Origin of the sequence: Streptomyces sp. NBC_01618, from assembly GCF_045209435.1 — a bacterium.
Lineage (GTDB): Bacteria > Actinomycetota > Actinomycetes > Streptomycetales > Streptomycetaceae > Streptomyces.
The window spans coordinates 7,822,631-7,849,184 of record NZ_CP109297.1 but is presented as its reverse complement, the minus strand read 5'-3'; the positions used below and the strand labels follow the sequence as shown (position 1 = coordinate 7,849,184).

At 68.8% G+C, this 26,554-nt stretch carries 27 protein-coding genes and 6 pseudogenes; 15 read left to right on the top strand and 18 right to left on the bottom strand.

The annotated features are described in order from the left end of the window. Positions 1 to 27: 27 nt before the first annotated feature. Complete coding sequence (locus tag OH735_RS36625) at positions 28 to 885, bottom strand: LLM class flavin-dependent oxidoreductase (RefSeq protein WP_406386900.1); 858 nt, start codon at positions 883 to 885, stop codon at positions 28 to 30. A 112-nt stretch (positions 886 to 997) separates the two neighbouring features. Beyond that, positions 998 to 1,048, bottom strand: a pseudogene (locus OH735_RS36620) (hypothetical protein); the annotation flags it as partial. Between OH735_RS36620 and OH735_RS36615 the strand changes: the two are divergent. Continuing rightward, a complete protein-coding gene (locus tag OH735_RS36615) occupies positions 1,047 to 1,367 on the top strand; it encodes a cysteine hydrolase family protein (RefSeq protein ID WP_406386054.1) in 321 nt (106 codons plus the stop codon). The pseudogene OH735_RS36620 and the gene OH735_RS36615 overlap by 2 nt on opposite strands. Before the next feature lie 187 nt (positions 1,368 to 1,554). Here the strand turns inward: OH735_RS36615 and OH735_RS36610 are convergent, their stop codons facing one another. After that, on the bottom strand, positions 1,555 to 1,965 hold the full coding sequence (locus OH735_RS36610; protein ID WP_406386053.1) for a VOC family protein: 411 nt from the start codon (positions 1,963 to 1,965) through the stop codon (positions 1,555 to 1,557). A 10-nt stretch (positions 1,966 to 1,975) separates the two neighbouring features. Continuing rightward, positions 1,976 to 2,415, bottom strand: a pseudogene (locus OH735_RS36605) (helix-turn-helix transcriptional regulator). Positions 2,416 to 2,541: 126 nt separating this feature from the next. Here OH735_RS36605 and OH735_RS36600 point away from each other — a divergent pair. Together OH735_RS36600 and OH735_RS36595 are read left to right on the top strand one after the other, a co-directional pair. After that, complete coding sequence (locus tag OH735_RS36600; protein ID WP_406386052.1) at positions 2,542 to 3,120, top strand: sugar O-acetyltransferase; 579 nt, start codon at positions 2,542 to 2,544, stop codon at positions 3,118 to 3,120. Positions 3,121 to 3,130: 10 nt separating this feature from the next. Then, positions 3,131 to 3,727 carry a TetR/AcrR family transcriptional regulator gene (locus tag OH735_RS36595; RefSeq protein WP_406386051.1) on the top strand — a complete coding sequence of 199 codons (597 nt, stop codon included), beginning with the start codon at positions 3,131 to 3,133 and terminating at the stop codon, positions 3,725 to 3,727. Positions 3,728 to 3,783: 56 nt separating this feature from the next. On the opposite strand, the pseudogene OH735_RS36590 reads toward OH735_RS36595, so the two are convergent. Further along, positions 3,784 to 4,173, bottom strand: a pseudogene (locus OH735_RS36590) (VWA-like domain-containing protein); the annotation flags it as partial. Between the two features lie 452 nt (positions 4,174 to 4,625). Beyond that, the gene (locus tag OH735_RS36585) at positions 4,626 to 5,222 is read right to left on the bottom strand and encodes a TetR/AcrR family transcriptional regulator (RefSeq protein ID WP_406386050.1); all 597 of its coding nucleotides are present in this window, start codon (positions 5,220 to 5,222) and stop codon (positions 4,626 to 4,628) included. A 275-nt stretch (positions 5,223 to 5,497) separates the two neighbouring features. Between OH735_RS36585 and OH735_RS36580 the strand changes: the two genes are divergently transcribed. The 5 genes from OH735_RS36580 (at position 5,498) to OH735_RS36560 (ending at position 11,068) form a co-directional block, all read left to right on the top strand. Further along, positions 5,498 to 6,055: a 2Fe-2S iron-sulfur cluster-binding protein gene (locus tag OH735_RS36580; protein ID WP_406386898.1), complete on the top strand. Its 558-nt coding sequence runs from the start codon at positions 5,498 to 5,500 to the stop codon at positions 6,053 to 6,055. Next, positions 6,052 to 7,044 (top strand): FAD binding domain-containing protein, encoded by a 993-nt coding sequence (locus OH735_RS36575; RefSeq protein ID WP_406386048.1) that lies wholly within the window; start codon positions 6,052 to 6,054, stop codon positions 7,042 to 7,044. Before OH735_RS36580 ends, OH735_RS36575 begins: the two co-directional genes overlap by 4 nt. Continuing rightward, positions 7,041 to 9,206: a xanthine dehydrogenase family protein molybdopterin-binding subunit gene (locus OH735_RS36570; protein WP_406386047.1), complete on the top strand. Its 2,166-nt coding sequence runs from the start codon at positions 7,041 to 7,043 to the stop codon at positions 9,204 to 9,206. The genes OH735_RS36575 and OH735_RS36570 overlap by 4 nt, the downstream gene beginning before the upstream one ends. Positions 9,207 to 9,914: 708 nt before the next feature. Then, positions 9,915 to 10,601, top strand: a complete 687-nt coding sequence (locus OH735_RS36565) for a peptidoglycan recognition protein (protein ID WP_406386045.1) — start codon at positions 9,915 to 9,917, stop codon at positions 10,599 to 10,601. Between the two features lie 260 nt (positions 10,602 to 10,861). Further along, positions 10,862 to 11,068: a DUF5988 family protein gene (locus tag OH735_RS36560; RefSeq protein ID WP_406386043.1), complete on the top strand. Its 207-nt coding sequence runs from the start codon at positions 10,862 to 10,864 to the stop codon at positions 11,066 to 11,068. Positions 11,069 to 11,651: 583 nt separating this feature from the next. Here the strand turns inward: OH735_RS36560 and OH735_RS36555 are convergent. The 4 genes and pseudogenes from OH735_RS36555 to OH735_RS36540 form a co-directional block, all read right to left on the bottom strand. Then, positions 11,652 to 12,230 carry a hypothetical protein gene (locus OH735_RS36555; RefSeq protein WP_406386042.1) on the bottom strand — a complete coding sequence of 193 codons (579 nt, stop codon included), beginning with the start codon at positions 12,228 to 12,230 and terminating at the stop codon, positions 11,652 to 11,654. 436 nt (positions 12,231 to 12,666) lie between these two features. Beyond that, positions 12,667 to 13,212, bottom strand: coding sequence for a hypothetical protein (locus OH735_RS36550; protein WP_406386040.1), 546 nt, complete (start codon positions 13,210 to 13,212; stop codon positions 12,667 to 12,669). A gap of 96 nt (positions 13,213 to 13,308) precedes the next feature. Beyond that, positions 13,309 to 13,578 carry a hypothetical protein gene (locus tag OH735_RS36545; RefSeq protein ID WP_406386039.1) on the bottom strand — a complete coding sequence of 90 codons (270 nt, stop codon included), beginning with the start codon at positions 13,576 to 13,578 and terminating at the stop codon, positions 13,309 to 13,311. Between the two features lie 119 nt (positions 13,579 to 13,697). Further along, positions 13,698 to 14,489: pseudogene (locus OH735_RS36540) on the bottom strand (RNA-guided endonuclease InsQ/TnpB family protein); the annotation flags it as partial. A 26-nt stretch (positions 14,490 to 14,515) separates the two neighbouring features. On the opposite strand from OH735_RS36540, the gene OH735_RS36535 reads away from it, so the two are divergent. Further along, a complete protein-coding gene (locus OH735_RS36535) occupies positions 14,516 to 14,797 on the top strand; it encodes a transposase (protein WP_406386037.1) in 282 nt (93 codons plus the stop codon). Here the strand turns inward: OH735_RS36535 and OH735_RS36530 are convergent. Further along, a complete protein-coding gene (locus OH735_RS36530; protein ID WP_406386036.1) occupies positions 14,694 to 15,245 on the bottom strand; it encodes a GH25 family lysozyme in 552 nt (183 codons plus the stop codon). The two genes, OH735_RS36535 and OH735_RS36530, sit on opposite strands and share 104 nt — an antisense overlap. 154 nt (positions 15,246 to 15,399) lie before the next feature. On the opposite strand from OH735_RS36530, the gene OH735_RS36525 reads away from it, so the two are divergent. Beyond that, positions 15,400 to 16,095: an NADPH-dependent F420 reductase gene (locus tag OH735_RS36525; RefSeq protein ID WP_406386897.1), complete on the top strand. Its 696-nt coding sequence runs from the start codon at positions 15,400 to 15,402 to the stop codon at positions 16,093 to 16,095. Between the two features lie 188 nt (positions 16,096 to 16,283). Here the strand turns inward: OH735_RS36525 and OH735_RS36520 are convergent, their stop codons facing one another. Next, complete coding sequence (locus OH735_RS36520; protein WP_406386895.1) at positions 16,284 to 17,570, bottom strand: radical SAM protein; 1,287 nt, start codon at positions 17,568 to 17,570, stop codon at positions 16,284 to 16,286. Positions 17,571 to 17,821: 251 nt separating this feature from the next. Next, the gene (locus OH735_RS36515; RefSeq protein WP_406386034.1) at positions 17,822 to 18,685 is read right to left on the bottom strand and encodes a pentapeptide repeat-containing protein; all 864 of its coding nucleotides are present in this window, start codon (positions 18,683 to 18,685) and stop codon (positions 17,822 to 17,824) included. A 243-nt stretch (positions 18,686 to 18,928) separates the two neighbouring features. Between OH735_RS36515 and OH735_RS36510 the strand changes: the two are divergent. The 4 genes and pseudogenes from OH735_RS36510 to OH735_RS36495 form a co-directional block, all read left to right on the top strand. Continuing rightward, positions 18,929 to 19,179, top strand: a pseudogene (locus tag OH735_RS36510) (FAD-binding oxidoreductase); the annotation flags it as partial. Between the two features lie 150 nt (positions 19,180 to 19,329). Then, positions 19,330 to 19,821, top strand: a complete 492-nt coding sequence (locus OH735_RS36505; protein WP_406386033.1) for a hypothetical protein — start codon at positions 19,330 to 19,332, stop codon at positions 19,819 to 19,821. Between the two features lie 88 nt (positions 19,822 to 19,909). Next, positions 19,910 to 20,137, top strand: coding sequence for a hypothetical protein (locus OH735_RS36500; protein ID WP_406386032.1), 228 nt, complete (start codon positions 19,910 to 19,912; stop codon positions 20,135 to 20,137). Positions 20,138 to 20,392: 255 nt separating this feature from the next. Next, positions 20,393 to 21,059: pseudogene (locus OH735_RS36495) on the top strand (arabinose isomerase); the annotation flags it as partial. Positions 21,060 to 21,173: 114 nt separating this feature from the next. Here the strand turns inward: OH735_RS36495 and OH735_RS36490 are convergent. The 5 genes from OH735_RS36490 to OH735_RS36470 all read right to left on the bottom strand — a co-directional run bounded on the left by OH735_RS36490 (position 21,174) and on the right by OH735_RS36470 (position 25,667). Then, entirely contained in the window at positions 21,174 to 22,247 is a 1,074-nt protein-coding gene (locus OH735_RS36490) for an enoyl-CoA hydratase/isomerase family protein (RefSeq protein ID WP_406386030.1), read from the bottom strand. Between the two features lie 456 nt (positions 22,248 to 22,703). Continuing rightward, positions 22,704 to 23,192 carry a GNAT family N-acetyltransferase gene (locus OH735_RS36485; RefSeq protein ID WP_406386029.1) on the bottom strand — a complete coding sequence of 163 codons (489 nt, stop codon included), beginning with the start codon at positions 23,190 to 23,192 and terminating at the stop codon, positions 22,704 to 22,706. 43 nt (positions 23,193 to 23,235) lie between these two features. Continuing rightward, positions 23,236 to 24,387: a DUF6397 family protein gene (locus OH735_RS36480; protein ID WP_406386028.1), complete on the bottom strand. Its 1,152-nt coding sequence runs from the start codon at positions 24,385 to 24,387 to the stop codon at positions 23,236 to 23,238. A gap of 95 nt (positions 24,388 to 24,482) precedes the next feature. Further along, complete coding sequence (locus tag OH735_RS36475; RefSeq protein WP_384459665.1) at positions 24,483 to 24,896, bottom strand: roadblock/LC7 domain-containing protein; 414 nt, start codon at positions 24,894 to 24,896, stop codon at positions 24,483 to 24,485. 144 nt (positions 24,897 to 25,040) lie between these two features. Then, on the bottom strand, positions 25,041 to 25,667 hold the full coding sequence (locus OH735_RS36470; protein WP_406386026.1) for a GTP-binding protein: 627 nt from the start codon (positions 25,665 to 25,667) through the stop codon (positions 25,041 to 25,043). A 441-nt stretch (positions 25,668 to 26,108) separates the two neighbouring features. Here OH735_RS36470 and OH735_RS36465 point away from each other — a divergent pair, with 441 nt between their 5' ends. Beyond that, positions 26,109 to 26,474: an ArsR/SmtB family transcription factor gene (locus OH735_RS36465; RefSeq protein ID WP_406386025.1), complete on the top strand. Its 366-nt coding sequence runs from the start codon at positions 26,109 to 26,111 to the stop codon at positions 26,472 to 26,474. Positions 26,475 to 26,554: the final 80 nt, after the last annotated feature.

Sequence of the window (26,554 nt, the reverse complement as noted above, 5' to 3'; positions counted from 1 at the left end):
GCCCGGTCCTCTGCCACATGGCCGCTGTCACTGGAAGGCCGGCACGATCTCCTTGACGAACAGTTCGAGCGACTTGCGCTTCTCCTCGTGCGGCAGGCTGTTGTCGCACCAGAAGCTGAACTCGTCGATGCCGAGGTCCTGGTAGCGGCGCAGGCGCTCGATGACCTCGCCCGGCGTGCCGATCATCGCGGTCCTGTGCAGCGATTCGGGCTCGAACTCGGACCGTTCGGCAAACTTCGACTCCGGGCTGGGCTCGAGGAATCCGTTGACCGGAGTCGTGCTGTTGGCGAACCAGGCGTCGAAGGTGCGGTAGAACTTCGAGATCGCGGCAGCCGCCGGGCGCCGGCCCTCGGGGTCGTCCTCGGCGTGGACGTGCGTGTGCCGCAGAACCATGGGGTCGGGCCGTGCGACCTCGGGGTGTGCGGCCACGGCGTCGTCGAACTTCCGCTTCAGGTCGTCGACTTCCTCGTCCCCCTTCATCAGCGGTGTGACCATGACGTTGCAGCCCGAGCCCACCGCGAAGTCGTGCGACGCCGGGTCGCGGGCCGCGATCCACATCGGCGGGGTGGGCTGCTGGACGGGCTTGGGCACGCTCGTGGACGTCGGGAACTGCCAGATCTCGCCGTCGTGGGCGTAGTCGCCCTGCCACAGTGCCCGTACGGCAGGCACCAACTCACGCAGGTGCTTGCCGCCGTCCATCGCCGGGAGCCCTCCTGCCAGGCGGTCGAACTCGAACTGGTAGGCGCCGCGGGCCAGTCCGATCTCCATGCGGCCGTTGCTGATCACATCCAGCAGCGCGCATTCGCCGGCCACCCGGACCGGGTTCCAGAACGGCGCGACAAGGGTGCCCGCGCCCAGGCGGATCGTCGTCGTCCTGGGAGCCAGGTTGGCCAGCAGGGGGCATCGGGCTCGGCGAGATGGTGTACTCCATCGCGTGGTGCTCGCCGATCCAGACGGTGCTGAAGCCGCCTGCTTCGGCCATGAGCACCAGCTCGGTCAGGTTCTCGAAGAGCTCCTGGTGGCTGATTCGCTCGTCCCAGCGCTCCATGTGCAGGAACAGCGAGAATCGCATGACTGTCCCTTGTCTTCCTGGTGTTGGGCCCCGGTCGGCGGCCGGGGCGTCGGGTCATGACGCGGGGGCGGCCGGCGCCGGCATCGTCGGGGACGCTCCCTTGGTCCTGTGCGGCGTGGCCACGGAGTGCTGTGTCCTCGGCACCGCCTTCGCCGCCGCGGACGCCGGCCGTCGGGTGACCGTGGTGGCCGATGCCTGTGCGGGAGCGTCCATGGCCCTGCACGAGCAGGCGCTGGTACTGCTGGAGCAGTTGGCGCCCCTCGTGTCGGTGGTCACCGCCGACCGGCTCCCGTAGGGGACTCCCGCCGGGGCAGGAAACACGACGGTTGCGAACCGGGACGTACGCCACGGCCAGGCGTGGCACGGCCAGGTCGCTCCCCGTAGTCCCGGCGGTCGCTCGCACCGCCAGGAGACTGCGGGTTTCCTCGTCCGTCATCGTCTTCGGCCCGCCGTGAAGCGTGACCGAGGAGGCGCGGCCGAAGCTACGCCTTCGGCCCCTGCGAGATGCGCACCATGTTGCCCGACGGATCGCGGAACGCGCAGTCACGCGGGCCCCAGGGCTGGTCCACGGGCTCCTGCAGCACCTCGGCGCCGGATGCCCGCACCTTCTCGAAGGCCGCGTCGAGATCGTCGGTGCGAAAGACGACCATCGGCAGGACACCCTTGGTGAGCAGTTCCTGCAGCGCGTCGCCATCGGCCTGGGATCGGCCGGCGTGCGGTTCCGAGAGCACGATCTCGAGGTCCGGCTGGGCAGCGCTGCCGAGGGTGACCCAGCGGAATCCGCCCGAGGCGACATCGTTGCGCACCTCGAGGCCGAGCGCGTCACGGTAGAAGACGAGCGACTCGCCCATGTCGTTGATGGTGATGTGACAGTACTGGAGTGCGATGTTCATGCGGCCAACGCTAGGCGGCGCTGTCGCGGACCGCTTCTCGAATCCGGCTCGATGCGTCTCCGGTCGGCCGGGTGCGTACCTTCGCCACGCACGCGGGCATCGCCGTCACGGCGTGGTGTTCCCCCATGCGGTACGCGCTCGGCGGCTCACCCAGGAGCTCGGTGAATCGCGAGCCGAACGAGCCGAGCGAGGTACAGCCGACGCCATGCACGCGTCGGTCACGCTCATTCCCGCGCGCAGCAGCGCCATCGCCCGCTCGATGCGGCGGGTCATGAGGTTGTTGTACGGCGTCTTCCCGTAGGCGGCCCGGAACCGCCGCGAGAAGCGCGCCGGCGACATGAGGGCGTGGCGGGCCATCGTAGGAACGTCGAGCGGGCGCGCGTACTCGCGGTCGATCAGATCCCGGGCCCGGCGCAGGTGCGCAAGGTTGGCGAGGTCTTGCGGGGTCATTCATCGAAAGTACACCCGCTCCGTGAGCAACCCACCGACCTGCACCGACAGGCTGAGCAACAGCTGTTGGCGCCGGCCGCGGGCAGTAGCGTACGAACGTACACTGTTGTGTGTACGATCGTCCCTATGAAGGACTGCTTCGACGGGGACTCCCGTACCAACCGCGAGCGCATGCTCGCCGGAGACCTCTACGTCGACGACGACCCGGAGAACACTCGCGCACAGCAGCGCGCGTTGCGCCTGGCAACCGAGTATCAGGCCGCATATCTGCAGGACCCCGACGACGCGCAGCCGTTGCTCGCGGAACTCATCGGCAGTCTCGGTGCGGATGTGCGCATCAGGCCGCCCCTGTTCGTCGACTACGGCAGCCACATCAGCGTCGGCGAGGGAACCTTCGTCAATTACAACCTCACCGCTCTCGACGTCGCTCCGATCAGGATCGGCAAGGACTGCCAGATCGGTCCGAACGTGCAGTTGCTGACCCCCACCCATCCCGTCGAGCCGCAGCCCCGGCGCGACAAGCTGGAGGCCGCTCAGCCGATCACCATCGGCGACAATGTCTGGCTCGGCGGCGGCGTGATCGTCCTGCCCGGCGTCACCATCGGGGACAACAGTGTCATCGGTGCCGGGGCCGTCGTCACCAAGGACATCCCGCCGAACGTCATTGCCGTGGGCAACCCGGCGCGAGTGGTCCGCTCGATCTAGGAGGACAAGGGTGGCCACCGGACGCATCGATCCCGAACGGCGCGAGCGCATCATCGACGCGGCGCTCGACCTCATCGCCGACGAAGGCGTCGCCGGCGTCTCCCACCGCAAGGTCGCTGCCCGGGCGGGCGTCCCGCTCGGCTCCATGACGTATCACTTCCAGAACATGGACGAGCTGCTGCGCGAGGCGTTCACCCGCTTCGCCGCGACGATCGCCGATGTCTTCGAGCAGCGTCTGGGCGCCGCCGCCACCCCCGACGAGGCACGCGAAGCGGTCGTCGATCTCGTCCACCATCTCTCCGGCGGCGACCAGCGCCAGCTGGTCCTCACCCATGAGCTGTACACGCTGGCTGCCCGGCAGCCCGCCTACCGTGAGCTCACCAGGGAGTGGATGCGCCAAAGCCGCCGGATTCTCGAGCAGCATTTCACCCCCGCCACCGCCCGCCGGCTCGACGCACTCATCGAGGGCCTCTCGATCCACCGAGCTCTGGACACCGAGCCGCACGACCGCGCCCTCACCGCCGAGGCCATTGCGCGGATCACTGCCGAACAACCCGCAGTGGTACAAGGATCAGCCGACCGCACCGACGGCGGCCGACCCACATGAGACCGCCCGGTCGGCGCCAACCTGACATGGCGCCGGCCGGGCACCCTTCCGCCCCATCAAGTCCCGTACGACGATGGCGTACGACCACCGAGCAGTGGGACCTGACCGATGGCGACCACGCGTGCCCACGTGGGCGGCGAGTGAGGGGCGTGATCGGGATCGTCCTCGTCCCACGACCCGGCCGCATGCTGACGAGGGAACAGACCCACCACCGTCCGGCACGGTGGATGCGTGCTCGACCAGGGTGTCTGACCGTCGGTCAGGACCACGATGACGTCGGGGCGGGGCCGTGCTCGGAGCGCCTTGGCGAAGCCCGTACGCAGATCCGTGCCCCCGCCGCCCAGCAGCGGTATTCCCTCGGCACGGCACAGCGGGTGCGCGATCCGGGCCGCCGCGTCGCACGGCAGCACGGTGATCAGGTCCCGACGGCCGCCCACGGCACGGGAGCGGCGACCGCGGCCCGGTCCGCGTAGTCACAAGCGGCAGAAGGTTCAAAGCCACGCCCGACGCCCCTGGGTGGGCCAACCATACGAAGGGCTCGCCCGGTCCCACAGGAGAACGTAGGGAAGGTTGAGATCGTCATCGATGTGTGCGGCGGCGCACGCGCACGCCCAGTCCCCGGCACAGCGGCGGGCGGTCGCAGTCTCGATCACGGACGGCGGCACGGCGAACTCTCGCACGCGCAGCGAGAAGGAAAGGCGGGAATCTTTCGCGATCCGAGTGAGCATCAGCACTTACCTTGCGCGGACAGGCCCCCCAATCTGTCAACAGAATGAGTCGTCATTCGGGTGATGTCAGCCCTCTCCGCCTCGATCTGTCAGGCGGCCCGGTCGAAGCGGCACCACGCGCCTTCCCCCCGGACGTCAGCCGGTCCGCCCGGGATCCGTCCGCCTCGGACTCATCCGCCGCCAGCCCTCCCGCTCCCCGATGCCCCCGCCCGCAGCCCGTCCATGACGAGGTCCAGCAGCCGTGTCGCCCGCGGCTGCCAGTCGCTGTGCGGGTCGATCTGCCAGAGCCCGGCAATGGCGAGCACGAAATCGTCGGGGGTCAGCCCCGGGCGGATGGTGCCGGCCTCCTCGTTGGCTTTCAGCAGGAGCGTGACCGCCCGGGTCACCGGGCCGTGGCCCAGCTGGGCCAGACTGCCGTACGAACTGGTGGCCTTGCGCAGTGCGTCGGCCAGACCTGCCTTGGCCATGGCGTATTGGGCCAGGCGGTCCATCCACTCCCTCAGGGCCTGGTCGGGTGTGCGGGTCCGGAGCAGTTGGGCAGCGGCGTCGGCGACCTGCTGCATCTCGTAGCGGTAGACCTCCAGGACCAGCGCCTCGCGGTTGGGGAAGTTCCGGTAGAACGTTCCCTGCCCGACGCCGGCCTTCTTCGCGATCACACTCAGCGGGGCGTCCGCTGCCCGCGTCAGCTCGGCCAGCGCGACTTCCAGGATGCGCTCGCGATTCCGTTGCGCGTCCGGGCGCAGAGCCGTGTTCCTGTCTTCCCGCACTCGTCCTCCTTCCGGAAACGCGGCCAAGTCCGGCCTTGCTGACCGGACAACTGTCCGCTCGGCCAAGTCCGTCCTTGCTGACCGGACAACAGTCCGCTAGGTTCGACGGTTGGCGGACAGCTGTCCGCTTCCGTGTACCGTAGCGGCAATTCCGGCCAGTATGGCCGACCGACGGCCCTCGTCACTGGTTCGTGCACCATCGCCCTCTCCCTCCCGCATCCTCTGCCCGGATCGTCTTGTTCGACGCGCATCCGCAATGCGAAAGAAGGCTGATCATGGCCCCATCGTCGTCCAGTGCCATCACGCTGATCATCAACGGTGAGAAGTACACCCTGTCCGTCGACCATCGCACCACCCTGCTCGACGCCCTGCGCGAGCATCTCGATCTGACCGGTACCAAAAAGGGCTGCGACCAGGGCCAGTGCGGCGCCTGTACGGTGCTGCTCGACGGGCGGCGGGTTGTTTCATGTCTGCAGCTCGCGGTCGCGGCCCAGGGGCGCGCGATCACCACCATCGAAGGTGTGGCCGATGGTGAGCGGCTGCATCCGGTGCAGCAGGCCTTTCTCGACCTCGACGGCTACCAGTGCGGTTACTGCACACCGGGGCAGATCTGTTCGGCGCTCGCGGTGATCGAGGAACACGCGGCGGGCTGGCCGAGCGCTGTCACCGGCGACGTCCGGCCCGAAGCGGGCGTGCCCGCGCTCACCGCCGAGGAGATCCGCGAGCGGATGAGCGGCAATCTGTGCCGCTGCGGCGCGTATGTGTCGATCGTGCAGGCGGTCGCGCGGGCGGCGGAAGCAGCCGGGGCAACGGACAAGGAGGCAGCGGCATGAGGGAATTCGGATACGAGCGCGTCTTCGACGTCGCCACGGCTGTCGCCCTGCTCGGCGACCGCCCCGGCGCCCGCTTCCTCGGCGGCGGCACCAACCTGGTCGACCTGATGAAGGCCGGCGTGGAAAGGCCCGAGCTGCTCATCGACGTGAGCGAACTCCCCCTGGGCGGAGTCGAGTTCACTGACGAGGGCGGGCTTCGCATCGGCGCGGCCGTCACCAACAGCGACCTCGCGGCCCACCCCGACGTGCGGCGTCACTACCCGGCGCTGGCGCAGGCCGTCCTGGCCGGCGCCTCGGGACAGCTGCGCAACATGGCCACAGTCGGCGGGAATCTGCTTCAGCGGACCCGTTGCGGTTACTTCACCGACATCAGCAAGCCGTGCAACAAGCGGGCCCCCGGCAGCGGTTGCCCCGCCCTCACGGGCGAGCACCGCAACCACGCGATCCTCGGCGCCTCCGGGCACTGCATCGCCACCCATCCGTCGGACATGGCGGTCGCGCTCGCCGCCTTCGATGCCGTCATCTGTTACGAATCGGCGCGGGGGCCGGGCGAGTTGCCGATCTCCGAGTTCTATCTGCCCGTGGGCGACGCTCCGCACATCGAGACCGCACTCCCGACGGGTGCGCTGATCACGGGCGTCATGCTGCCACCGGCCCTGGTTGCCGCCCACTCGCGGTACCGGAAGGTGCGCGAGCGCGCCTCGTACGCGTTCGCGATCGGCTCGGTCGCCGCCGCGCTCGACGTCCAGGACGATGTCGTACGCGAAGTGCGCCTCGCGTTCGGGGCGGTGGCGTCCCGCCCGTGGCGGGCCCGTACGGCCGAACGGGTGCTGACCGGTGGCCCGGTGAGCGCGGTGGCGTTCGCCGCCGCAGCGGATGCCGAACTGGCGGCCGCCGAGGCACTTGCCGAGAACGGATACAAGGTGACGCTGATGCGCAATCTCGTGGTGGCCATGCTGACCGAACTCACCGAGGAGCTCGCCCGATGACCACGACGGCCAAAATCGCAGCCGTGACGGGATCCGTCGGATCCGCCCACACCCGCGTGGAGGGCCGCGACAAGGTCACCGGGGCGGCCCGCTACGCCGGAGAGATCCCCTTCGCTGAACTCGCCTACGGCTGGCTGGTGTTGTCGACCGTGGCCCGTGGCCGTATCCGTTCCGTGGAGGACGGCCCCGTCCTGGCCATGCCCGGCGTCCTCACCGTGCTGCACCACGGGAACGCGCCGCGCGTCGACACCGACTACGTGGGCATGCTGGGGCGGCCGAACCCGGTCCTCGGGATCTTCCAGCACGACCGCGTGCCCTTCGCGGGCTGGCCGGTGGCGCTGGTCGTGGCCGAGACGTCCGAGCAGGCCAGGGAGGCCGCCGAGGCGCTGGTGGTCCGGTACGAGGAGGAGCCGCACGATGTCGCGTTCCGCGCCGGACATCCCGGTGCGTACACGCCGGAGAACAACCCGATGGTCCAGGCCGAGACGGCGAAGGGGAACCTGGAGGCCCAACTCGACGCCTCCGCCGTCGTCGTGGACGAGGAGTACACCACACCGGAGGAGCACCACAGCGCGATGGAGCCGCATGCGGCGACGGCTCGCTGGGACGGCGGCCGGCTCGACGTCCTCGACTCCAACCAGGGCAGCACCTGGGTGGCGAGCGAGCTCGCGCAGCTCTTCTCCCTCGACCCGGCCTCCGTACGGGTGCGGTCCGAACACGTCGGCGGCGGCTTCGGGTCCAAGGGCCTGAGCCCGCACCAAGTGGCAGCCGTGATGGCCACGACCGTCCTCCACCGCCCGGTCCGCGTCGTCTTGACACGTCGTCAGATGTTTTCCCTCGTCGGATTCCGCAGCCCCACTGCGCAGCGGATCAGGCTCGGCGCCGACGCGGACGGCCGGCTGCGCGCCTTCGACCACCGGGCGCACAGTCTTACGTCGACCGTGCATGAATTCGTCGAGTCGAGCGCCGTGCTGGGCCGCGTGATGTACGACGCCGACGCGCATCACACCCTTCACCGGCTGGTACGGCTCGACGTGCCGACTCCGGCGTGGATGCGCGCACCGGGCGAGGCACCGGGATCCTTCGCCCTCGAATCCGCCCTCGACGAACTGGCCGAGAAGTGCGCCGTGGACCCGATCGCGCTGCGCGCACGGAACGAACCCGGGGCGGGTCCCGTGTCCGGGATGCCGTTCAGCAGCCGAAACGTGCTCGCCTGTTTCGAGGAGGGCGCCCGCAGGTTCGGCTGGGCACACCGGGACCCGCGTCCCGGCCTGCGCCGCGAGGGACGCTGGCTGCTCGGGACCGGCACGGCGGCAGCCACCTACCCCTCGGGAGTCGCCCCGTCCACGGCGGCCGTGACCGCTGAAGCGGACCGGACCTTCACCGTACGGATCAACGCGGCGGACATCGGGACCGGGGCACGGACGGCGATGGCCCTGGTCGCCGCGGACGCGCTGGAGGTGGATCCCGGCCGTATCCGGGTACGGATCGCGGACAGCGACCTCGGCCCGGCGATGATCGCCGGCGGCTCGATGGGCACCCGCTCCTGGGCGTGGGCGGTGACAGCCGCGGCGAACGAGCTGCGGGAGCGATTGGCCGCTTTGGAAGGCGTCATTCCGGCGGAGGGGATCACCGCCCGGTCCGACACCACCGAGGCCGTCGGTGCCCTCGCGAAGAAGGAACGGCACTCCTTCGGAGCACAGTTCGCCGAGGTCGCGGTGGATACCGCCACCGGCGAGGTACGCGTACGCAGGCTGCTCGGCATCTACGCCGCGGGCACCATCGTCAATCCGCTCACCGCCCGCAGCCAGCTCATCGGCGGAATGACCTGGGGGCTGTCCATGGCCCTCCACGAGGAGGCGATCAGGGACCGGGCCGACGGTGGCCACATCGGTGCCGACCTCGCCGGGTACCACGTCGCCACGCACGCCGACGTGCCGCTCATCGAGGCGGACTGGGTCGACGACCCCGACCCGGACGACCCGGTCGGGATCAAGGGCATCGGTGAGATCGGCATCGTGGGTGTCGCCGCCGCCGTCGCCAATGCGGTGTGGCACGCCACGGGGACACGCCACCGGGACCTGCCCATCCGCCCGGACAGGATCCTGCGTGCAGCGGACGAAACCCGGCGCCGGACGGCGCAGGAAGCCCGGAGTGCCTGACGTCGCCCGGAATCCGAAGCGTCGGCTCGAAGAGGGCCGGACCGTCGCCGTCGCGACAGCCGCGGCACCACCGTAGGGATCCCGCCGCCTCGGTCGGTGCCGCCTGCGCGGCGTATCGGCGGCCTGCCACCCGACGCAGTTGGCGACATGTCGCAACCCGCAGTTTTCAGGACAGGCAGTCGTCACACGCCTGGTACTCCGCCCAGACGACGGGCTGGGCGTGACCCGCCATGTCCCCCACATGGGCGCGGCCGTTCCGGTCCGGATGCCGCGCCGCGTGGTACGGGTACGCGACAGCAAGGGGCGCGCAGTCCCACCGGTGATGGGGGAAGCGACGGAGTTCGCCGTGCGCACCGCACCTCCTCTTCGCCCCTTGCAGCAGACGGCAAGGGTGCCTGCACGCTCGCCTGACCGCAGTAACCCGGCGCGCGCGGCGAACCTCCCGCCGCAAAGCTGTGGGCATACGCGCTCCGGCCGTTCTGCCGGCGAAAGACGAAGAAGGTTTTCCCTGTGCGTTTGTTCCGAACATCGCTGTGGGTCACGGCCCCCGTGGCGGTGTCTCTCCTCGCGGCGCCGCCCGGGTTGGCGAGGGCCGGTGCTGTCGGCGAGACGACGCCGCGAAGGCCGCCATCCGTGTGGCCGGCCGGATCCGTTCCCGAATCGACCGCCGATTCCGCGCGTCCGTTCCCGGCCCTGGGCGCCACCTCGGTGGCCTTTCCCCGTGGAGCACCGCGGCCCGCCATCGTGGGGCGTACGCAGTGGCGGGCCGACGAAACCAGGCGCGACGCCCATGCCCACTACACGGAAAAGGTGACGGCGGTCTTCATTCATCACACCGACACCCCCAACGGCTACGACTGTGCCGACGTCCCGCGCACCTTGCGCAACCTGTACACGGGCCAGACCCGTGACCGCAGTTGGGGAGACCTCGGCTACAACTTCCTCGTCGACACCTGCGGCAACATCTACGAGGGCCGTGCCGGCGGTGCCGACCGCCCCGTCATCGGTTCCCACACCCTCGGCTTCAACCGCGACACCGCGGGGATCGCGGCGATCGGCACCTTCGGACGGGGCACACCCGTACCGTCGGCCATGGAACACGCGATCGCGGCCCTCGCCGCGTGGAAGCTCGGCCTCAGCGGAATCGACCCGACCAGCAAGGTGCGGCTCACATCGACGAACGACAAGAGCCGTTATCCCAAAGGCACTTCGGCCCAATTCAATGCAATTTCCGGTCACGGTGACGGATTTGCCACCAGTTGCCCCGGGGAAGCACTCCTCGCGCGACTCCCCGCGATCCGGAAACTCGCTGCCGGCCTACAGAACCGATCCCCCCACACATCCATCGGCACACGCCTTCCTACCAGTCTCCGAAACCTCCGCGACGCCGGGTGAGGTCCGGAGGCAGTGCTCCAGGAGGAGTGTGCTCCGGGTAGGTTCAAAAAAGTGAGACGGTTCTGATCGAACAGTACTGGCAGGAGATCGGCTCCGGCTTGGCGCGTGCCGACATCCCGGTGCACCACTTCGCGCAACAGCGAATTCCCGGCGCCGTCAAGCCGAGGGCCATGTTGTCGAAATGCCGACAGGACACACAGCGGCCAGACCTTCGGCGCGTCATGGAAGAGCCGGACCCCCCTCCCGGGGAAACTTTCAGCATGACCAACACAACGAAGGCAGTGCTTGAGGGCGGTCCCGACGATCTCCCCGAGCGGATCGTTTCCGTCGACACACCTGGCGTCGACCTCAAGATCCCGTTCCGGGGCGGATACGAGCACTTCAAGAGCACCACGCGTCACCAGGAAACACCGGAAGGCCCATTGCCTGTCTACGAATGGTGGGAGCGCACGGAAATCCCGGGTTGAGTACCGGTCGGAGTATGAATCCGGACGCGCGGTCCCGGGCAGGGAAATACCCTATCTGCCGCCCGATCAGGTGTGATGTGACGAGAAGACCCCGGATCGGCCACCGCGTCCCAGGGGCTTCGGACCGGTGCTGACACCCTATGGACGGAGCCGGGCGCCCGGGGCGCCGACAGCAGAACACCACAGGTGCTCTGCACCGGCACGATCACCGGGCCATGCCGATCCCCGGCGCCAGAACCAGTTCTGACCTGCTGCCCCCCGCGATGGGCAGGACTCGTCCGTGGTCCACGACGAGGCACCGCCGAGTTCAGCGGGTAGCCGTGGCCAGCCGTTCGGGCAGCTCGCGCCTGCTGTGGAACAGAGTGGTGCGGGACCTTCCAGCCGCGAGGGCGGTGTGAGACCGCCGCAGTAGCCAACGCCCCGCATTCCGGCGGCACGAACGCCCTGAACTCCGTACGTGTTGTCTTCAACCACTGGGCGCTGCCCCGGGGCCACACCCATGGAGCGGGCAGCGTGAAAGGACACGGAACCCCGGCCCGATTCCGGCGGGCCGGGGTTCTACGTCAACCGAGTGACTCGGTCACTAGTCTCGGTCACCGCCGCCGCGGCCTTCGCCGAAGTGGCGCTCGATCACCCGGAAGCTGCCCACCACTCCGTTCTTGACCTTCACGCCGCCCCTGACGCGCTTCGGGAACACCCCGTCGCTGGAGCTCCACGGTCCGACGGTGGCGATGGGGGCGCCGTTGTCGCAGGTGGCCCCGCGGAAGACCTCGACGGCCCGACGGCTGTCGTTGCGGATGTTGAGGCTCTTGGCGCCGAGGCCGCTGACGACGGTGATGCAGCCGCCCGGCTCGGCGGAGTAGGTCCGCTCGTTGATGTGGATGCGGCCCTCTTCGTGGTGGCGGCGGCCCCCTTCGTGGCCACGACCCTCTTCGTAGCCCCCGCCTTCGTTGCCCTTGCCCTCGTTGCCCTTGCCGCCCTCGCCGCCTTCGAGGGCCGTGACGGGGGCGGGAGCCTGCTGGACGGCCGGGGCGGCCTGCTGGACGACGGGGGCGGCCTGGGCCGGCTCGGAGGTGGCGGCCGACGCGTAGGTGATGCCTGTGGCGGCAAGGGCCGCGGCGGCCGCGACAGCGGCCGTAACAATGGTGGAACGGGTAGCCATGTCACTTCTCCTGTCTCAGAGTGGGCGGCCGAGCAGCCGACCCGTGATTGAACGTACTGACGGCCCCCATACCTGTCATATCGAACATATTGTGCGCAGGTGCCAAAACATCGATCGAGGTACACCATGTACGCCATATGCTATTTTCATACAATCTGATGGAAAGTGAACTAGCCCCTGAATTCACGGGACTTGGGATTCCGTTAGCCTGTCCAGGCGACTTGCTGAAACCCGTTCACCCCGGCGACGGCGTGTCTTTCATTGACACGACCCGCACAGCAGTCCCACGTCGGCGGCCCGAACACCCGTCGGCCACACCCCCGCCCGGTTCTGGCTGCTCAGACGGGCTGTGCCCCGTCACCGCAGAACCCAAGCGGTCATGTCGATCGGGTGATGGCTCCGCAGAGTGACAGGCAGACCAGAAGGATCGTCACATTCACGAGGCGTTGCAGTACTGGATATGCATGCGGCCCGGGACGTGCCGACGGGTCCGTGCCCGTGACCACGGGCCGGGGCTGAGCTCGACGCAGAAGTGCCCGGCATCCGGATAGCGGTGCAGGTACGACGGGGCTTGGTCGACGAGGCCGCGCAGTGCGGTGCCGTGCTCGCGGAACGCGATGGAACTGCCCACGACGAAAAGAGTGTGCGCAGCGATGTCGAACCCCAGGTGGTCGCGGTACGCCCGGTGTTGTCTCCGCCGATGGTCGATGGCTCTCTCGTCGGGGAAGTCATGGTCAAGAGTGGCTGCGGTGCCGGGCTCGCCGGCACCGCGCCGTGACCGGACCTGCTTCCACGACGCGGTCGGAAACTGCAGGCTGTGGTGGAGCAGAACCAGGTCCAGCGAGACCGGTTCGCCGTCGCTGACTGTGCCGTCGGCGACGGGATTGGCCCGGATCGGCAGGTAGACCAGCGACCGGGCGGACCAGGCAGCCAGCGCCCACATGGCGACGAGCTGGGCGGCACCGCCCCGGTCGGCGTACATCGACAGCCAATGACGGTCTTTGCGTGGCAGTGTGCTGCATGCCTTCCGTCCCGCTCGGCCCTTGTGCCCGGCCCGCGCCAGGCACGACGGCCCGGTTCAGCCTGTCTGGCCGATCGCGCCGCGGAGCATGGCGACCGTCGTCGCTGCCGCCGCGCGCTCGACGTCGTCCTCCGTGGTACGCACCCGCTCCTCCAGGAGCACCACGGCGGCCTGAAGGACTCCCACCCGGACAGGAACGCACTGCATCGCCGTCAGTACGGCCGCCGCCTGTTCAGCCGGGGTCGCGGTGGCGGCCTGCGGAATGAGCGTGGCGATTCCGCGCCCGAGCGCACGGTCGCGAGGCGGCTGTGCCGCGGCTGTGGTCACCCGCGAAGTCTGCCGCACCGGACACCGGGAACCGCTCAGCGACCTGACTGCGGCTCGTCGGGCTCTTCCTGGACGTGCGCGTGGACACGCCTCAACAGCGCTGTCAGCTAGCTTGTGGTAAAGTCCCTGCGCGCATCGGCCACCCGCGCATGAGCTTTGGCGACCTTGATCCGCTGCTTGTTCCGGTTCCTCGACCCCTTCGCCTTACGCGACAGCCGGCGCTGCTCCCTCTTCAGCTTCTTCTCCGCCCGGCGCAGGAACCGGGGTGAGGTGACGCGGGAGCCGTCCGCCATGACGGCGAAGTGGGTCAGGCCCAGGTCGATGCCCTGATCCGTCTCCAGCGCGGGCAGCAACTGGTCCGCCGGGTCGGTCTCCACGACGAACGAGCAGAAGTACCTGCCGGACGCATCCTTGATCACCGTCACCGTCACCGTCACCGTGGACGGCATGGACAGAAGCCGACGCGACCACCGGACCTTCACCGGCCCGATCTTGGGAAGGTTCAGCTTCCCGTCCCCGGTGATCGACCAGCGGGCATTCGCGGTGAAGCGGACGGATTGCCGGTTGTCCCGCTTCGACTTGAACCGGGGCTCGGCAACCCTCGGCCCCTTGCGGGTGCCCTTCAACGAGGCGAAGAAGTTGGAGTACGCCGTATCCAGGTCCCGCAGCGACTGCTGCAGCACCACGGCGGACACCTCCCCCAGCCAGCCACGCCCGGTGGTCTTCTTCGCCTCGGTGATGAACCGCTTCGACAACTCCGCCGACTTCAAGAACGGCCCGCCCGCAGCTCGGGCGTCCCGCCTCGCCCGCAAACAGTCGTTCCACACCACCCGCGCACAACCGAACACCCGGGACAGCGCCATGCGCTGCCCTTGCGTCGGCTCAATACGGAAGGAGTATCGGAGCTGCATGACAACTCACCCTACATACTTGGTTTATGGCTGACATGCAGAACATCAGAACTGTTCGGCACTGCATTTTTGCCCTCCATGCCCACTTGGTTTCTGTGACGAATTACCGGCACCGGATCTTCAGCGACGCGCACCTCAAGCGGATGGAGGAGATCATGCGGGCGGTGTGCACCGACTTCGAGTGCGAGCTGATCGAACGTTCAGCTATCCGCGGGCCCAGTCGCGCATGGCGGTCCGCGAGGAGAAGGCGGCGACGTCTTTGTCGAGCGGCTGGTCGGTGTACTGATGGATGCGCCAGGGCGCATTGATCCGGGGCTTCCCCGCGGTGACGTAGTCAGCTATCCACAGGCCGTCCCCCGCATACGACGTGGTGTCGTGATGCAGCCAGAAGTAGCGGTTGCAGTACAGCAGAACCTTGTGATGGGGCCTCAGGCTCTTGAGCTCACGGATGAAGCGGTCCTTTTCGGCGTTGCTCGCCCGGGTGCCTTCGCCGTTCTCCTCCCAGTCCACGGCGAGCAGATCGCCCACCTTCTCCGGAGCCTTGCTCACGAAGTACTCGGCCTGGGCCGTGATGTCGCCCTGCCAGAGAAAGTGGTAGAAGCCGATCACGCATGCCGCGTCCCTGGCACGTTTGACCTGCGAGGTCAGATGCGGGTTGACGTAGGAACGGCCTTCGGTGGCCTTGATGAGGACGAAGTCCAGTCCGTCCGTATCGAAGGACGACTGGTACGCGCTGACGTCGACGCCATGGAGCATGAGCACCGCCTCCAAGTAAGCTGGGTGATTCCGGTTCTCTCACTGTCCGTGCCCGCAGCCGCTCCTTCCCACCCGTCCGGTGACGGAGCGAATCCTTTTGCCACTTCCCGGAATAGGGGACCGCAACGGGTAGTTGGTGAAGCGGCGAGTCCACATCACATACCGCAGGCACCATCGGAAGGTCGGATCCATGAAGATCGGCATCGTCGGAGCAGGCAATATCGGCGGCAACCTCACCCGGCGTCTCACCGCACTGGGGCATGACGTCTCCGTCGCCAACTCACGTGGCCCGCAGACGCTCACCGAGCTCGCGAAGGAGACCGGAGCCACCCCGGTCACGGTGGCCGAGGCCGCTCGGGGAGCCCAGGTCGTGGTCGTCACCGTCCCCCTCAAGGCCGTCCCCCATCTACCCTCGGGATTCCTCGACGAGGCCGCGGAGGGGGCCGTGGTCATCGACACGGGCAATTACTACCCGCAGCAGCGCGACGGCCGCATCGCCGCGATCGAGGACGGTCTGCCGGAGAGCCGGTGGACCGAGCAACAGATCGGCCACCCCGTGATCAAGGCGTTCAACGGAACGTACGCGCAGGACATCCTCGACAACGGCCGCCCCAAGGGCAATCCCGGCCGTCAGGCGCTGCCGGTGGCCGGTGACGATGCGGCAGCCAAGCAGGTCGTGCGCGACGTCATCGACGAGCTGGGCTTCGACACCGTGGACGCGGGCGGCCTCGACGAGTCCTGGCAACAACAGCCCGGCACGCCCGTCTACGGTCACCAGGGAGACGCCGAGGCCGTTATCGAGGCACTCGCCGAAGCTTCCCCGGAACGCACGGCGGAGTGGCGCGCCTGACGGCCCGGGGCGACGGCGATCGACGGGTTCACACTCGTCGCGGTGGGCGTCGCGCGTAGGACCGGGCCATCACTGAGGGCGGTCGGAAGGCGTCCCTGTCCGTTCCGCGTGTGCTGGAGCAGGTGGCGGAGGTCTCCGCCTCCCGCTCCGCACCGAAGACTACGGCGCGGTACTACGCCCGCCCGGTGTCACTGCACGTCGTCCGGACGGGCCGGAAGGCTGTCCATGAACGAGCTGACGGAGAAGACGGCGCGACCGGGTCCGGGCGGGCCGTAGCCGGGGGGTGAGCTGAGCCCGTACTCCTCCATCGTTGCCCGGTAGGCGTCCAGCAGGCGGATGTGGTACTCCAGCGGCGCTCCGTCCGGGTTGGTCTTTCCGAGCGGGGTGGTGGGCTCCGGGCACCAGGTGGTGAAGCGCGGCGTGATGCCGTGCGACATGAAGAACCGCAGGCCTTCGGTGGTCGATTCGATGGCCTCGTTCACCGTGGTGAAGCCGAAGGGTTCGGCCATCTCGACGCCCGCCACGAAGTTGGGGATGACATTGCGCGGGCCGAAGACCTCGGCGGAGTCCAGAATGCGTCGGTGCCACTCGTCACGGCCGACGTAACGCTCCTTGCCGGGGCAGTAGAGCTCGAACAGCCGGCGGTCCCACACCTCGTAGTTGGGGTGGTAGATCTGGACGCCGTAGTCGTGGAAGCGCTGCACGTCGGCCTTGGGCAGGGCCTGGGCGACGACCTTGCCGATCCAGCGGCCGGGGAAGCGCTCCTCGATGGCCTTCGCGTACTGGCCGTAGAAATCCGCCTCGTCGCGGCCGCCGATGTGGGAGGTGATGGCGCCCCCGGTGAGGGTGTACGCGGTCGACGTCTTGGCGGTGTCGTACTTGTCGATGATGGCCAGTGCCTCCAGGACCTCCTCGACCGGCTTCACACCGGTGTACGGGCGTCCCGCCGCCTTGTGCTGGCGCCAGTTGTGGTTGATGTCGCAGTACTGGCACTCCTCCTTCGCCCCGAAGTACTGGCAGACCCGGAAGACCGTCAGATAGACGAGGTAGCCCCACTGGATGGTGGGCGCGACCTCCATGACGGACTTGCCGTTCTCAAGGGTGTGCCGGTAGTAGTCCGGCATCGGCGGCAGGCCGACGTCGGAGATCCGCCGGCCGTCGAGGTACAGCCCCAGCACGCCGTCGCCGTCGGCAGCGACGCGGTACGGGGACGCCGGGTTGACCCGTACCGACACCACGGTCCGGCGCAGCTCGTACGGGCCACCGGTGAGGACGATCTCCTCCGGCGGGCGACGGAGCGCGGCCGCACCGAGCTCCGGGAGTGTTCCGTGATCGAACGAGAAGATGAAGTACGACTTCGGCTTGATGTCGCCGCCCTCGTTGTCGCTGAGCGCCGACTCGTCGAACGCCACGCCGCCGCGCAGGAGGTCTTCCTTGATGACGGCTTCCCGGGGCACGTGCGGGAACTGCTCCATGAGCCGCTCGATCAGGCGGGTGCGGCTCCCGTCCCCACCACTCTGTTCGGCGCGGCTCTGATCGGTGCGGCTGCGGTTGGTACTGCTGGGCATGTGCGCGACTCCTCGGTCCGGTCGTCGGAGGCGTTCCGGGTACGCCTCACTGTCCAACGAACCACGGGTGTCTGCGGTGCCCGGCCGCACCGGCCGATTCGTCCGGGTGCGGCGCGAATGCTGTCCGGGCCGTCAGCGGCACGGCCCGGGCCGGGAATTCAGCGGTCCCAGTGAGTGGGCCGGCTGAGCGAGGGCGGGAGTTTCGTCGCCGCGTCGCCCCGGGCCGCGTTGAGCTGCGCCTGAGTGAGGAAGAGACTTCCGGTGAGGTCGGCACCGGACAGGTCGGCGTCCCGGAAGTCGGCGCCGATCAGATCGGCCAGGCGCAGATCGGCACCTGTGAGGTCCGCCGCGACGAGATAGGCGCCCCGCAGGTCGGCGCCCCGCAGATCGGCGCCTTTGAGCCTGGCTCCGATGAGGTCGGCGCCGCGGTGGTCTCGCTTCTTCCTGCGGGGCGCCGTGGCTCGTACCAGTTGGCTGGTACGGAGCAGGAGGCCCGCGATGTCGTCACGGTGCGCGGCCACGTCCAGGTCCGTGAACTCGTCCGCGGGGAGGTGGGTGAGGCGGTCCGTCTCGTCGAGGCCTCGCCGGATCTCGCCGTGGAGGGAGCGTGCCGCGTCCAGGGACAGTGCTTCCGTCAGGTACCAGAGGAGTTCGTGGAGCTGCCGCATGACCGGGAACACCTGGAACATCTGCTGGGCGGTCTGCGGCGCCCGTCGCCAGTCCTGCCCGTCGAAGGTGCCGAGGGAGACCTTCTGGCCGGCCCCGAAGCAGTCGTACACGGTGCAGCCGGGGAACCCCTGCGTCCGCAGATCGGCATGGATGCCGCAGCGGAAGTCCTCCTGGAGATTACGGCAGGGCTTACCGGCATCCTTGTTGATCGCGAAGTCCGCGGACCGGGTCAGGGTCAGTGCGACGCAGCACAGTCCGAAACAGTTCGCACAGTCGGCGCGCAGCGCGGCACGGTCGGTGCGGTCGACACGGTCAGTGCTTTCGGTGCCGGGGCGTGGGGCGTTGTCGGGCACAGTGCGTGGGTCCTCCGGGATACGGAACTGTCGGACGGCCGACCCTATCCGGATCAGCTGTCAGACGGCCGACCCTATCCGGATCCGTCACCCGCACACACCGATTTCGTGATCATCACCAACGGGTACGGATCGCCGCGCGCCCCTCTTCGACTTCTCCGCAGACACCGGATCAGGGGGCTCCGCTCCGGGCGGCAAGCATGCGCGCAATGATGGTGGTTATTACATCTTTGCAGGAGGTGCCCCTACGGAACGCCCCTGGCCGTGGTGCGTCCGCAGAGCACCGATAATGTCCGGGACGTGGTCCGCCACTGCCTGGCACGACCCATCCCGCTGGTGCCGCGTGGCGCAGAACCGGCCTCTCGGGTGGGGCGAACGCCGTCGACGGGGCGATCGTGCTGTCCTTCGAGGACATGAACCGGATCATTCACATCGACACCGCGGAAAGGCTCGCGATCGTTCAGCCCGGGGTCGTCAACGACGATCTGCGGAGCCGGTCCGTCGCCGTCCGGTGAAAGCGGCGCACCGGGGGCGTAGCGGGGGCCTCGACTGCGGGCGGCGGCGTCTGGACGGCCCGCGCCCGGACCATTGTCAGTGGGGCGACGCACACTGACAGCAGTACGGCACGGGCGAAGGGGACGCTGATGGGCACCGAGCACGAGACCGGCTTCGAACCGGCCACCGGAGACGGCCCGCCGACTTCGGCACCGGACGGAAGCCGGGCCGCTGCGGTACGGACGGCGTTCGAGGGCCTGCTGCAGATCCGGCGGCTGACGAACACAGAACACGCGAGTCCGGAGGGTGTGCCCGCGCAGTGGGAGATTCACCGGCCGATACGGGCCGTCGCCCTGGCACTGGAGGCATCGGGCCTGGCCGCCTCGGCCGTTGACAGCTCGGGCGTGCGTACCGCGACCGGGTACCGCCTGGTGCCCGGTGATGCGCCGGGCAGCGTGCGGGTCGAGTGGCTCGGTCCGCCCGGCAGCGGAGCCGCTCACGCGGAGGAGGCCGAGCTGCCCCGGTGCGCCGCCGTGCTGCGGGAGTTGGGCTGGACGGTGTTGCTGTACCGCGGGCCGCGGCGCAGAAGATTCCTGGAGGTCGAACCACCGACCGGTGTCCGACGGCCGAACGGCGGCTAGCCGACGGTCCGGGGCCGCCGTGGGAGGTCATTGTCAGACCCATGGGGGATGCTGGTGGGTCCGACACCTCTGACCGGGAGATGCTGAGATGCGCAATGACGAACTCGCCGCGGCCCAGGCGTATGTCCGACTGCTGGAGGCCACTCGGGCGGCGCTCACGGAGCCTGACGAAGTTCCCAAGTATGTGCCCTTGCTCGCCTCGCCGATCGCGGAGGCGGATGTCGCACTTGAGCGTGCGGGGCTCTGCGGCAATGAGTCCCGGTTCTTCGAGCTCGTGCGCTCGCTCCAGCCGAGCATGTCCGGCACCGGCCGCTGACGGGACCTGCTGAACAGGGTCGTACGGTCGCGGTGCGCTCCATCGTCGGGCGGACCGGATCGGGCAGGTCCGCCCGGCCGTCGATCCGTCGCCGCTCTTCACCTCGTCACTCGGGCGAACTTCGCCAATGAACGCGGTGTGGACGGGACCGTCCGCTCTCTGCGCAACACCATGGGCAGGTGGCTGCTGGAGGAGTACCGCCGTGCCTGGGACCGGGATGGTACGGCACCGGGTCTGGCGGAACCGCTCGCCGAGGCGGCCCAGGTGTCGGTCGGGCTGGAACGGCTCGTCGAGGACTTCGAGCTCAACAGCCTCGCCTACTACCACCGTGGCCTGGAGGGTGGGATCCATGAGCGGCTCGGCGCAGGCATGATCCTCGGCGCTTCGCTGCCGACGGCCCGGGGCATCCCGGTGGCCGGGGAGTACGAGCTGCGCACCAGCCTCGCGATGCTGATCACCATCGGCCCGGCGGCTCCTTCACCGAGCTCCAGGCCCTCAACTTCCGCGACCAGGTCGTCGAGATGGGGCACGACGGTCCCGCCCACCTCGCGATCAGCGCCAAGGATCCGCTGCTGCGCGGGCTGTGGGTGTATCACGGCAAACGCGGGTGGGGCGTCAGCGTCGAATTCGACGTCAGGCACGGTCCGGTCACCACGTTCGGCGTCGGCCAGGAGCCGGACGGGACGTTCACCTTCATCGCCTCCGAGGGCGAAGTCGTCCCCGGACCTCTGCTGGAGATCGGCAACACCACCTCCCCTGTCGACTTCGGCTTCGACCCCGGCGAGTGGACCGACGCCTGGTGGCGACCGGCATCGGCCACCGCTGGACTCTGTGCACCGGCCACCGCGCCAAGGACTTCAAGGCCGCGGCCGACCTTCTCGGTATCCCGTTCCGCACCGTGACCGGCCCCAACGACCTCTGAGAGGCCCCGGCCTCAACCCGTCCACCTCCGCCCCTGTATGCCTCGGCCCGTCACCATGCCCCAGCCCGCCGCCATGCCTCAATCCGTCGTTATGCGTCAGCCAGTCGTTATGCCTCAGTCGGTCCTTCGGGAAGCGGGAGCCAGGCCGAGTTCGCGGTCGCCGAGCGGCGCGAAGTAGAGTTCCAGGTCGGCCTCGGTGACCTCGGCCAGGTTCGCCGGGTTCCACCGCGGATTGCGATCCTTGTCGATGATCTGGGCACGCACGCCTTCCACCAGGTCGGGCCTCGTGAAAGCGGTGCACGACGTCCTGTACTCCTGGTCGAGTACCTCCTCCAGGCTGCCGAGCCGACGGGCCCTGCGCAGCGCGGCGAGGGTCACCTTGAGCGCGGTGGGCGACTTGGCCAGGATCGTTTCGGCGGCCTGCTTGGCGGCGGGGACACCGCTGGTGCCGAGCCGGTCGAGGATCTCCTCGACGGAGTCGGACCGGTAGCAGGAATCGATCCACTCGCGGTGCTCCGCCAGTTCACCACCCGGCGCGGGAGAGGCATGCCGCCGTACGGCCTCCTCGACCTCGGCTGCCGTACCGCAGGCGGCCAGGGCCGTGGTGAGCCGGGCAAGGCGGTGGGACAGTACGAAGTGGTCGGCGAGCCCGCACAGCAGCGCGTCAGCCGCGCCGACCGCGTCCGCCGTGAGTGCGAGATGGGTGCCGAGCTCTCCGGGTGCGGCGCCGAGCAGGTGCGTACCGCCTACATCGGGGACGAAGCCGATTCCCGTCTCGGGCATGGCGACGCGCGAGCGTTCGGTGACGATACGGACGTCACCGTGGGCGGAGACACCGACGCCGCCGCCCATGACGATGCCGTCCATGACCGCGACGTACGGCTTGGGGAACCGGGCGATACGGGCGTTGAGCCGGTACTCGTCACTCCAGAAGTCCATCGATGTGCCGCCGCCCGAGCGGGCGTCCTCATGGATCGAACGGATGTCGCCGCCCGCACAGAGGCCGCGCTCCCCCGCGCCGGTGATCAGCACCGCGGTGATGGCGTCATCACGCTCGGCTTCGCCGAGTGCTTCGTGCATGCGCAGCACCATGGCGTGATTCAGCGCGTTCAGGGCACGCGGGCGGTTGAGCGTGATGTGCCGGATGCGTCCCTCGGTGTGCAGCAGAACGGGATCGTCGTGATTCATCTATGCGCTCCGGTCAGCCCGTGTGCCGTATCGCCCGCCGAGAGCGGACGATCTTCCGCTGTCATTCTGCGGGGCGGCTCCCGGGCCCGGGCAGCAGGGGTGCGGGGGCGAGGGGCGAGAACGAGAGGGGTGTGGCTCCCCGCGAGCGTGGAGCCACCTCGACCGGTGGCCCCGGCACACTCCTGTGCCGGGATCATTGGTCTATGTCAGTGCTGTGCGGTGCGACGCTTGCGCACGGACCACATGATGCCGCCACCGGCCAGCAGGACAGCCACGCACACGGGCGCCTGCTTGGTCTCGTCGCGCAAGAAGTTGTCACCGTCGCCGGCCGGCCTTGACGACCGGACACAGCGCGAAGAAAGCGGAGCAAGCCCATGGCCGCGATCCTCTTCGAAACGCAGCCCGCCGAGGCTGTCAGGTCGGACACTCGGCCGGATTTCGGAGACGGCAGATGCGTCAGAGGCGGCAGTGCATGATGTGCAGTCCGACGAAGCCCTGTTTCGGATGGTTGAACCCCTCGGGCAGCGTTCCGAGGATTTCGAAACCGAGCGAGCGGTAGAGCCGGACAGCGTAGATGTTCGTCTCCACCACTGCGTTGAATTGCATGGCCCGGAACCCCGATCTGCGAGCCCAGTCCAGCGTGTACGCGCACAGGGCCCGGCCCACACCCTGCCCGGAATGGTCGGGGTCGACCATGTAACTGGCGCTGGCGACGTGTGCGCCGTTGCCCATGTGGTTGGTGTTCATCTTCGCCGTGCCGAGGATCGCCCCGTCGTCGTCGACCGCGACGACCGTGCGGTTCGGCGACTGGAGGAGCCACCAGGAGCGGGCCTCGTGCTCATCGAGGTCGAGCGGATAGGTGAACGTCTCGCCCGCGGCGACGATTTCGTGGAAGAACGGCCAGATGGCGGCCCAGTCCCCGGCTGTGGCTTCCCTGATGAGCATGGGGATCAGGATGCCGGTGCCGTTCTCCCCGCGCCAGGAGTTTTCAGCAGGGACGCCGGTACGGGCGCCGCCGCAGCCCGAGCCGGGCGAGCAGCCCGAGTGCGGCTTTCGGCACCGCTGTCGGCGGAGGTCCAGGGGCGGGAACCGGATCGGGAGCCGGATCACGTACCTGAGCGCAATCGCGTACAGGAACGAAGGTGGGTGCGGGTTCGGGCACCGGACCGGGGTCGAACGCCGTGGCGGGTTCGGCGGCCGCAGCGCGTTCTCCCTCGGTAACAAACTCTTCCCGAACCCGGAGTCCTGGCTCAACACCGCGTTCGACCCCGGTGCCGCGCTCGGTTTCCGGTCCGTCCTCGCTCTCGACCTCAGGTCCGGGATCACACCCGGGGCCGGGGCGAGGGCGCCAATCGTCGCCCGGACGCGGAGCCGGACGGGCTTCCCGCGCGTTGTCCAGCTCCATGATCAGGCCGACGCGCCGCCACAACATCTCGTCCGGTTCGTCGGCCTGCATCAGCCGCGCCATGGTCTCCCGCGCGGCGGGCGACGCTGTTGGCCCGTAGACCGGTTCGGAGCCGACCCTGGCGAGGTAGGCACGCTCGTACGGATCGTCGACCACCTCCGCCAACTGCACCGGGTCCAGTGCGCCCGCGAGTACGGCCGCGCGGGCCCAGGGGTCCTCCGTGCGGCTCAGCAGCCGTTCGATCCGGAGTGAGCGCCACTCACGCGCACGGTGGTCGGCGCCTCCGTCGAGCCGGCTGCGCACCCAGGCCGGGCTCTTTCCCACCAGGAGGTGAGGTTCCCGGGCGGCGAACCCTGCGAGCTCCTCGGCGAGATAGAGCCAGACCACCGACCGGTACCGGTTGAGGTAGAACGTGATCGGCGGGAAGCAACCTGCGCGGGCCAACTTCGTGAAACGGTCTGGGCTGATCCCGAGCAGTCGGGCCCCTTCCGCCGTCCCAACCGTACGCAGCCGCTCCCGCAGCGCCTCCGGGAACCCGTCCTGCGCCCGCAGCCGGTCGACCTCCTCCCTACGGACCCTCGCCCTCGCGCCACCACTTTGCCGCTCCAGCACCCGGACCAGACCCACATGTGCGGCAATGGCGAACTCACCGCGCTTCAGCTGGAGTTCCTGGGCTGCCGTGCCCACGGCCATCGTGCTCCCGGTATCCGTGCACAGAGATTCGGTGACAGTCATGATGCTCTCCCCCGTGAGGCTCAATTACTCTCTGTGAGCACAGTAGCTCGGGGGAGGCACCGTTCGTCCGGCCTGTGGATAACTCCCGCGGCCGGTCAGGGCTGGTTTGCGCCGTCACTCCCCGCCTGCCGCGCGGCGACACCGAGGTGCTCCCCGACCCTGTTCACGAGCAACGTCATCTCGTACGCGACCTGGCCCACGTCGGCCTCGGCCTCGCTCAGCACACACAGGCAACTGCCCTCACCCGCGGCCGTCACGAAGAGCAGCGCCTCGTCGAACTCCACCATGGTCTGCCGGGCCCTACCGGCCCGGAAGTGGCGTCCCGATCCACGGGCGAGGCTGTGCAGCCCGGACGAGACCGCGGCGAGATGCTCCGCGTCCTCGCGCGCCAGCCCCGTACTGGCTCCGGTCACCAGTCCGTCGTTCGACAGCACCAACGCATGCCGTATGTGCTCGACCCTGCCCGTGAGATCGTCAAGGAGCCAGTCAAGTCCCCTGTCCAGCGCCATATCCCCGCTCCTCCCCGCTCATACGTTCCCCGTGCCCCACGTTTCACGTAAGCCTTGCGTACGGGTCACGTACGGGCAAGCGGTCCTCCGTCATGCGGCCGGGTCCTGGCCCTGTGGCGCGCGAGGTGCAGAGTGCCGGGAGGGTCAGCTCACCGAGTCGAGGAGCCGGGCCGTGTGCATCCGCCCGGCGTACTCGACCGTGCGGATCAGGACTTCCTTGCCGGAGTCCCGGTCGCGCGCATCGCACAGGACGACGGGCGTACCGAGGTCGAGGTCGAGGGCGCGGGACACATCGCGTTCGCCGTATGCGCGGGCGCCCGCGAAACAGTTGACCGCGACCACGAAGGGGATGCGTCGGTGCTCGAAGTAGTCGACGGCCGGGAAGCATTCCTCCAGGCGACGGGTGTCGGCGAGGACGACGGCGCCGAGGGCTCCCTGGGACAGTTCGTCCCACAGGAACCAGAAACGGTCCTGCCCCGGTGTGCCGAACAGGTAGAGCGAGAGGCCGGACCGGATGGTGATGCGACCGAAGTCCATGGCGACGGTGGTTGTGGTCTTCTGATCGACTCCGTCGGTGTCGTCGACCGACTGTCCCGCCTCGCTGAGGAGTTCCTCCGTCCGCAGCGGCCGGATTTCGCTGACCGCGCCGACCAGCGTCGTCTTCCCGACTCCGAAGCCTCCGGCGACCAATATCTTGAGCGCGAGAGCCCCGGTCTCCACACCCTCCCCGGCTATCGCCCCGTGAGTGTTGTCAGCGTGCTCGGAAAGCATCGATCACTTCTCTCACCAGTGAGCCCCAAGACACCGCATGCGCAGGTCAGAGCTGCCTTGAAGGGCTCGGATTCCGTGGACCGTCAGCATGAATACGTCGGCGTGATCACGTCGACGGCGACTACGGCGACAGCATGGCAAACGAGCACCCGCCCCGGGGGATGGGATCGCATTTTTAGCGATGTGACCGTTTCCCGCTCACTCCCTGACTGGATGAGTCCGCAACCGGATGAATCCAGCCATCGATGCGTCTGTCCGAGCTCCTCTGTAGTTCCCGCGTACCGGGTTGCGAGTTCCCACGCGCCCGGTCGTGAGCGCGCGGGGCCCGTGCCCAAGGATCGCTCGTTCCCGGAGGTACGGGCCCGCGGCCCCCAACCGCCCGGCGCCTACACTGGGTACTTCGGGTGCGGGAAACGGCCCACGCGGACAGGGAGAGCAAGAGTGTCGACAGGTGCCGGCGGCGGTTTCGAAGATCCGCCCGCGGAGGTACTGGTGGAGGCGGCTGCCACCTTCGGCCTGCTGGCGACGCCCGCGCGGCTGCACATCGTGTGGGCCCTGTCCCGGGGCGAGAGCGATGTCACCGGCCTCGCGGACCGGGTGGGCGGCACCCTTCCCTCGGTGAGCCAGCATCTGACCAAGCTGAAACTGGCCGGTCTCGTACGGTCACGGCGCGAGGGCCGCCGACAGGTGTACCTCGTCGACGACCCCGATGTGGTGACTGTGGTACGGCTGATGGTCGGCCAGCTCGCCGCACGCGCCGGACACCCGCCCGAGCAGCCCGTACGCCTCCGTGGGCTCGGTGCCTGAGAGCAGTGCCGCCGCGGGTCCCGGCAGCACCGATCCCGACCGCTCGTCCGCTGTAGTCGTACCGATGGCTGGTGCGGCGG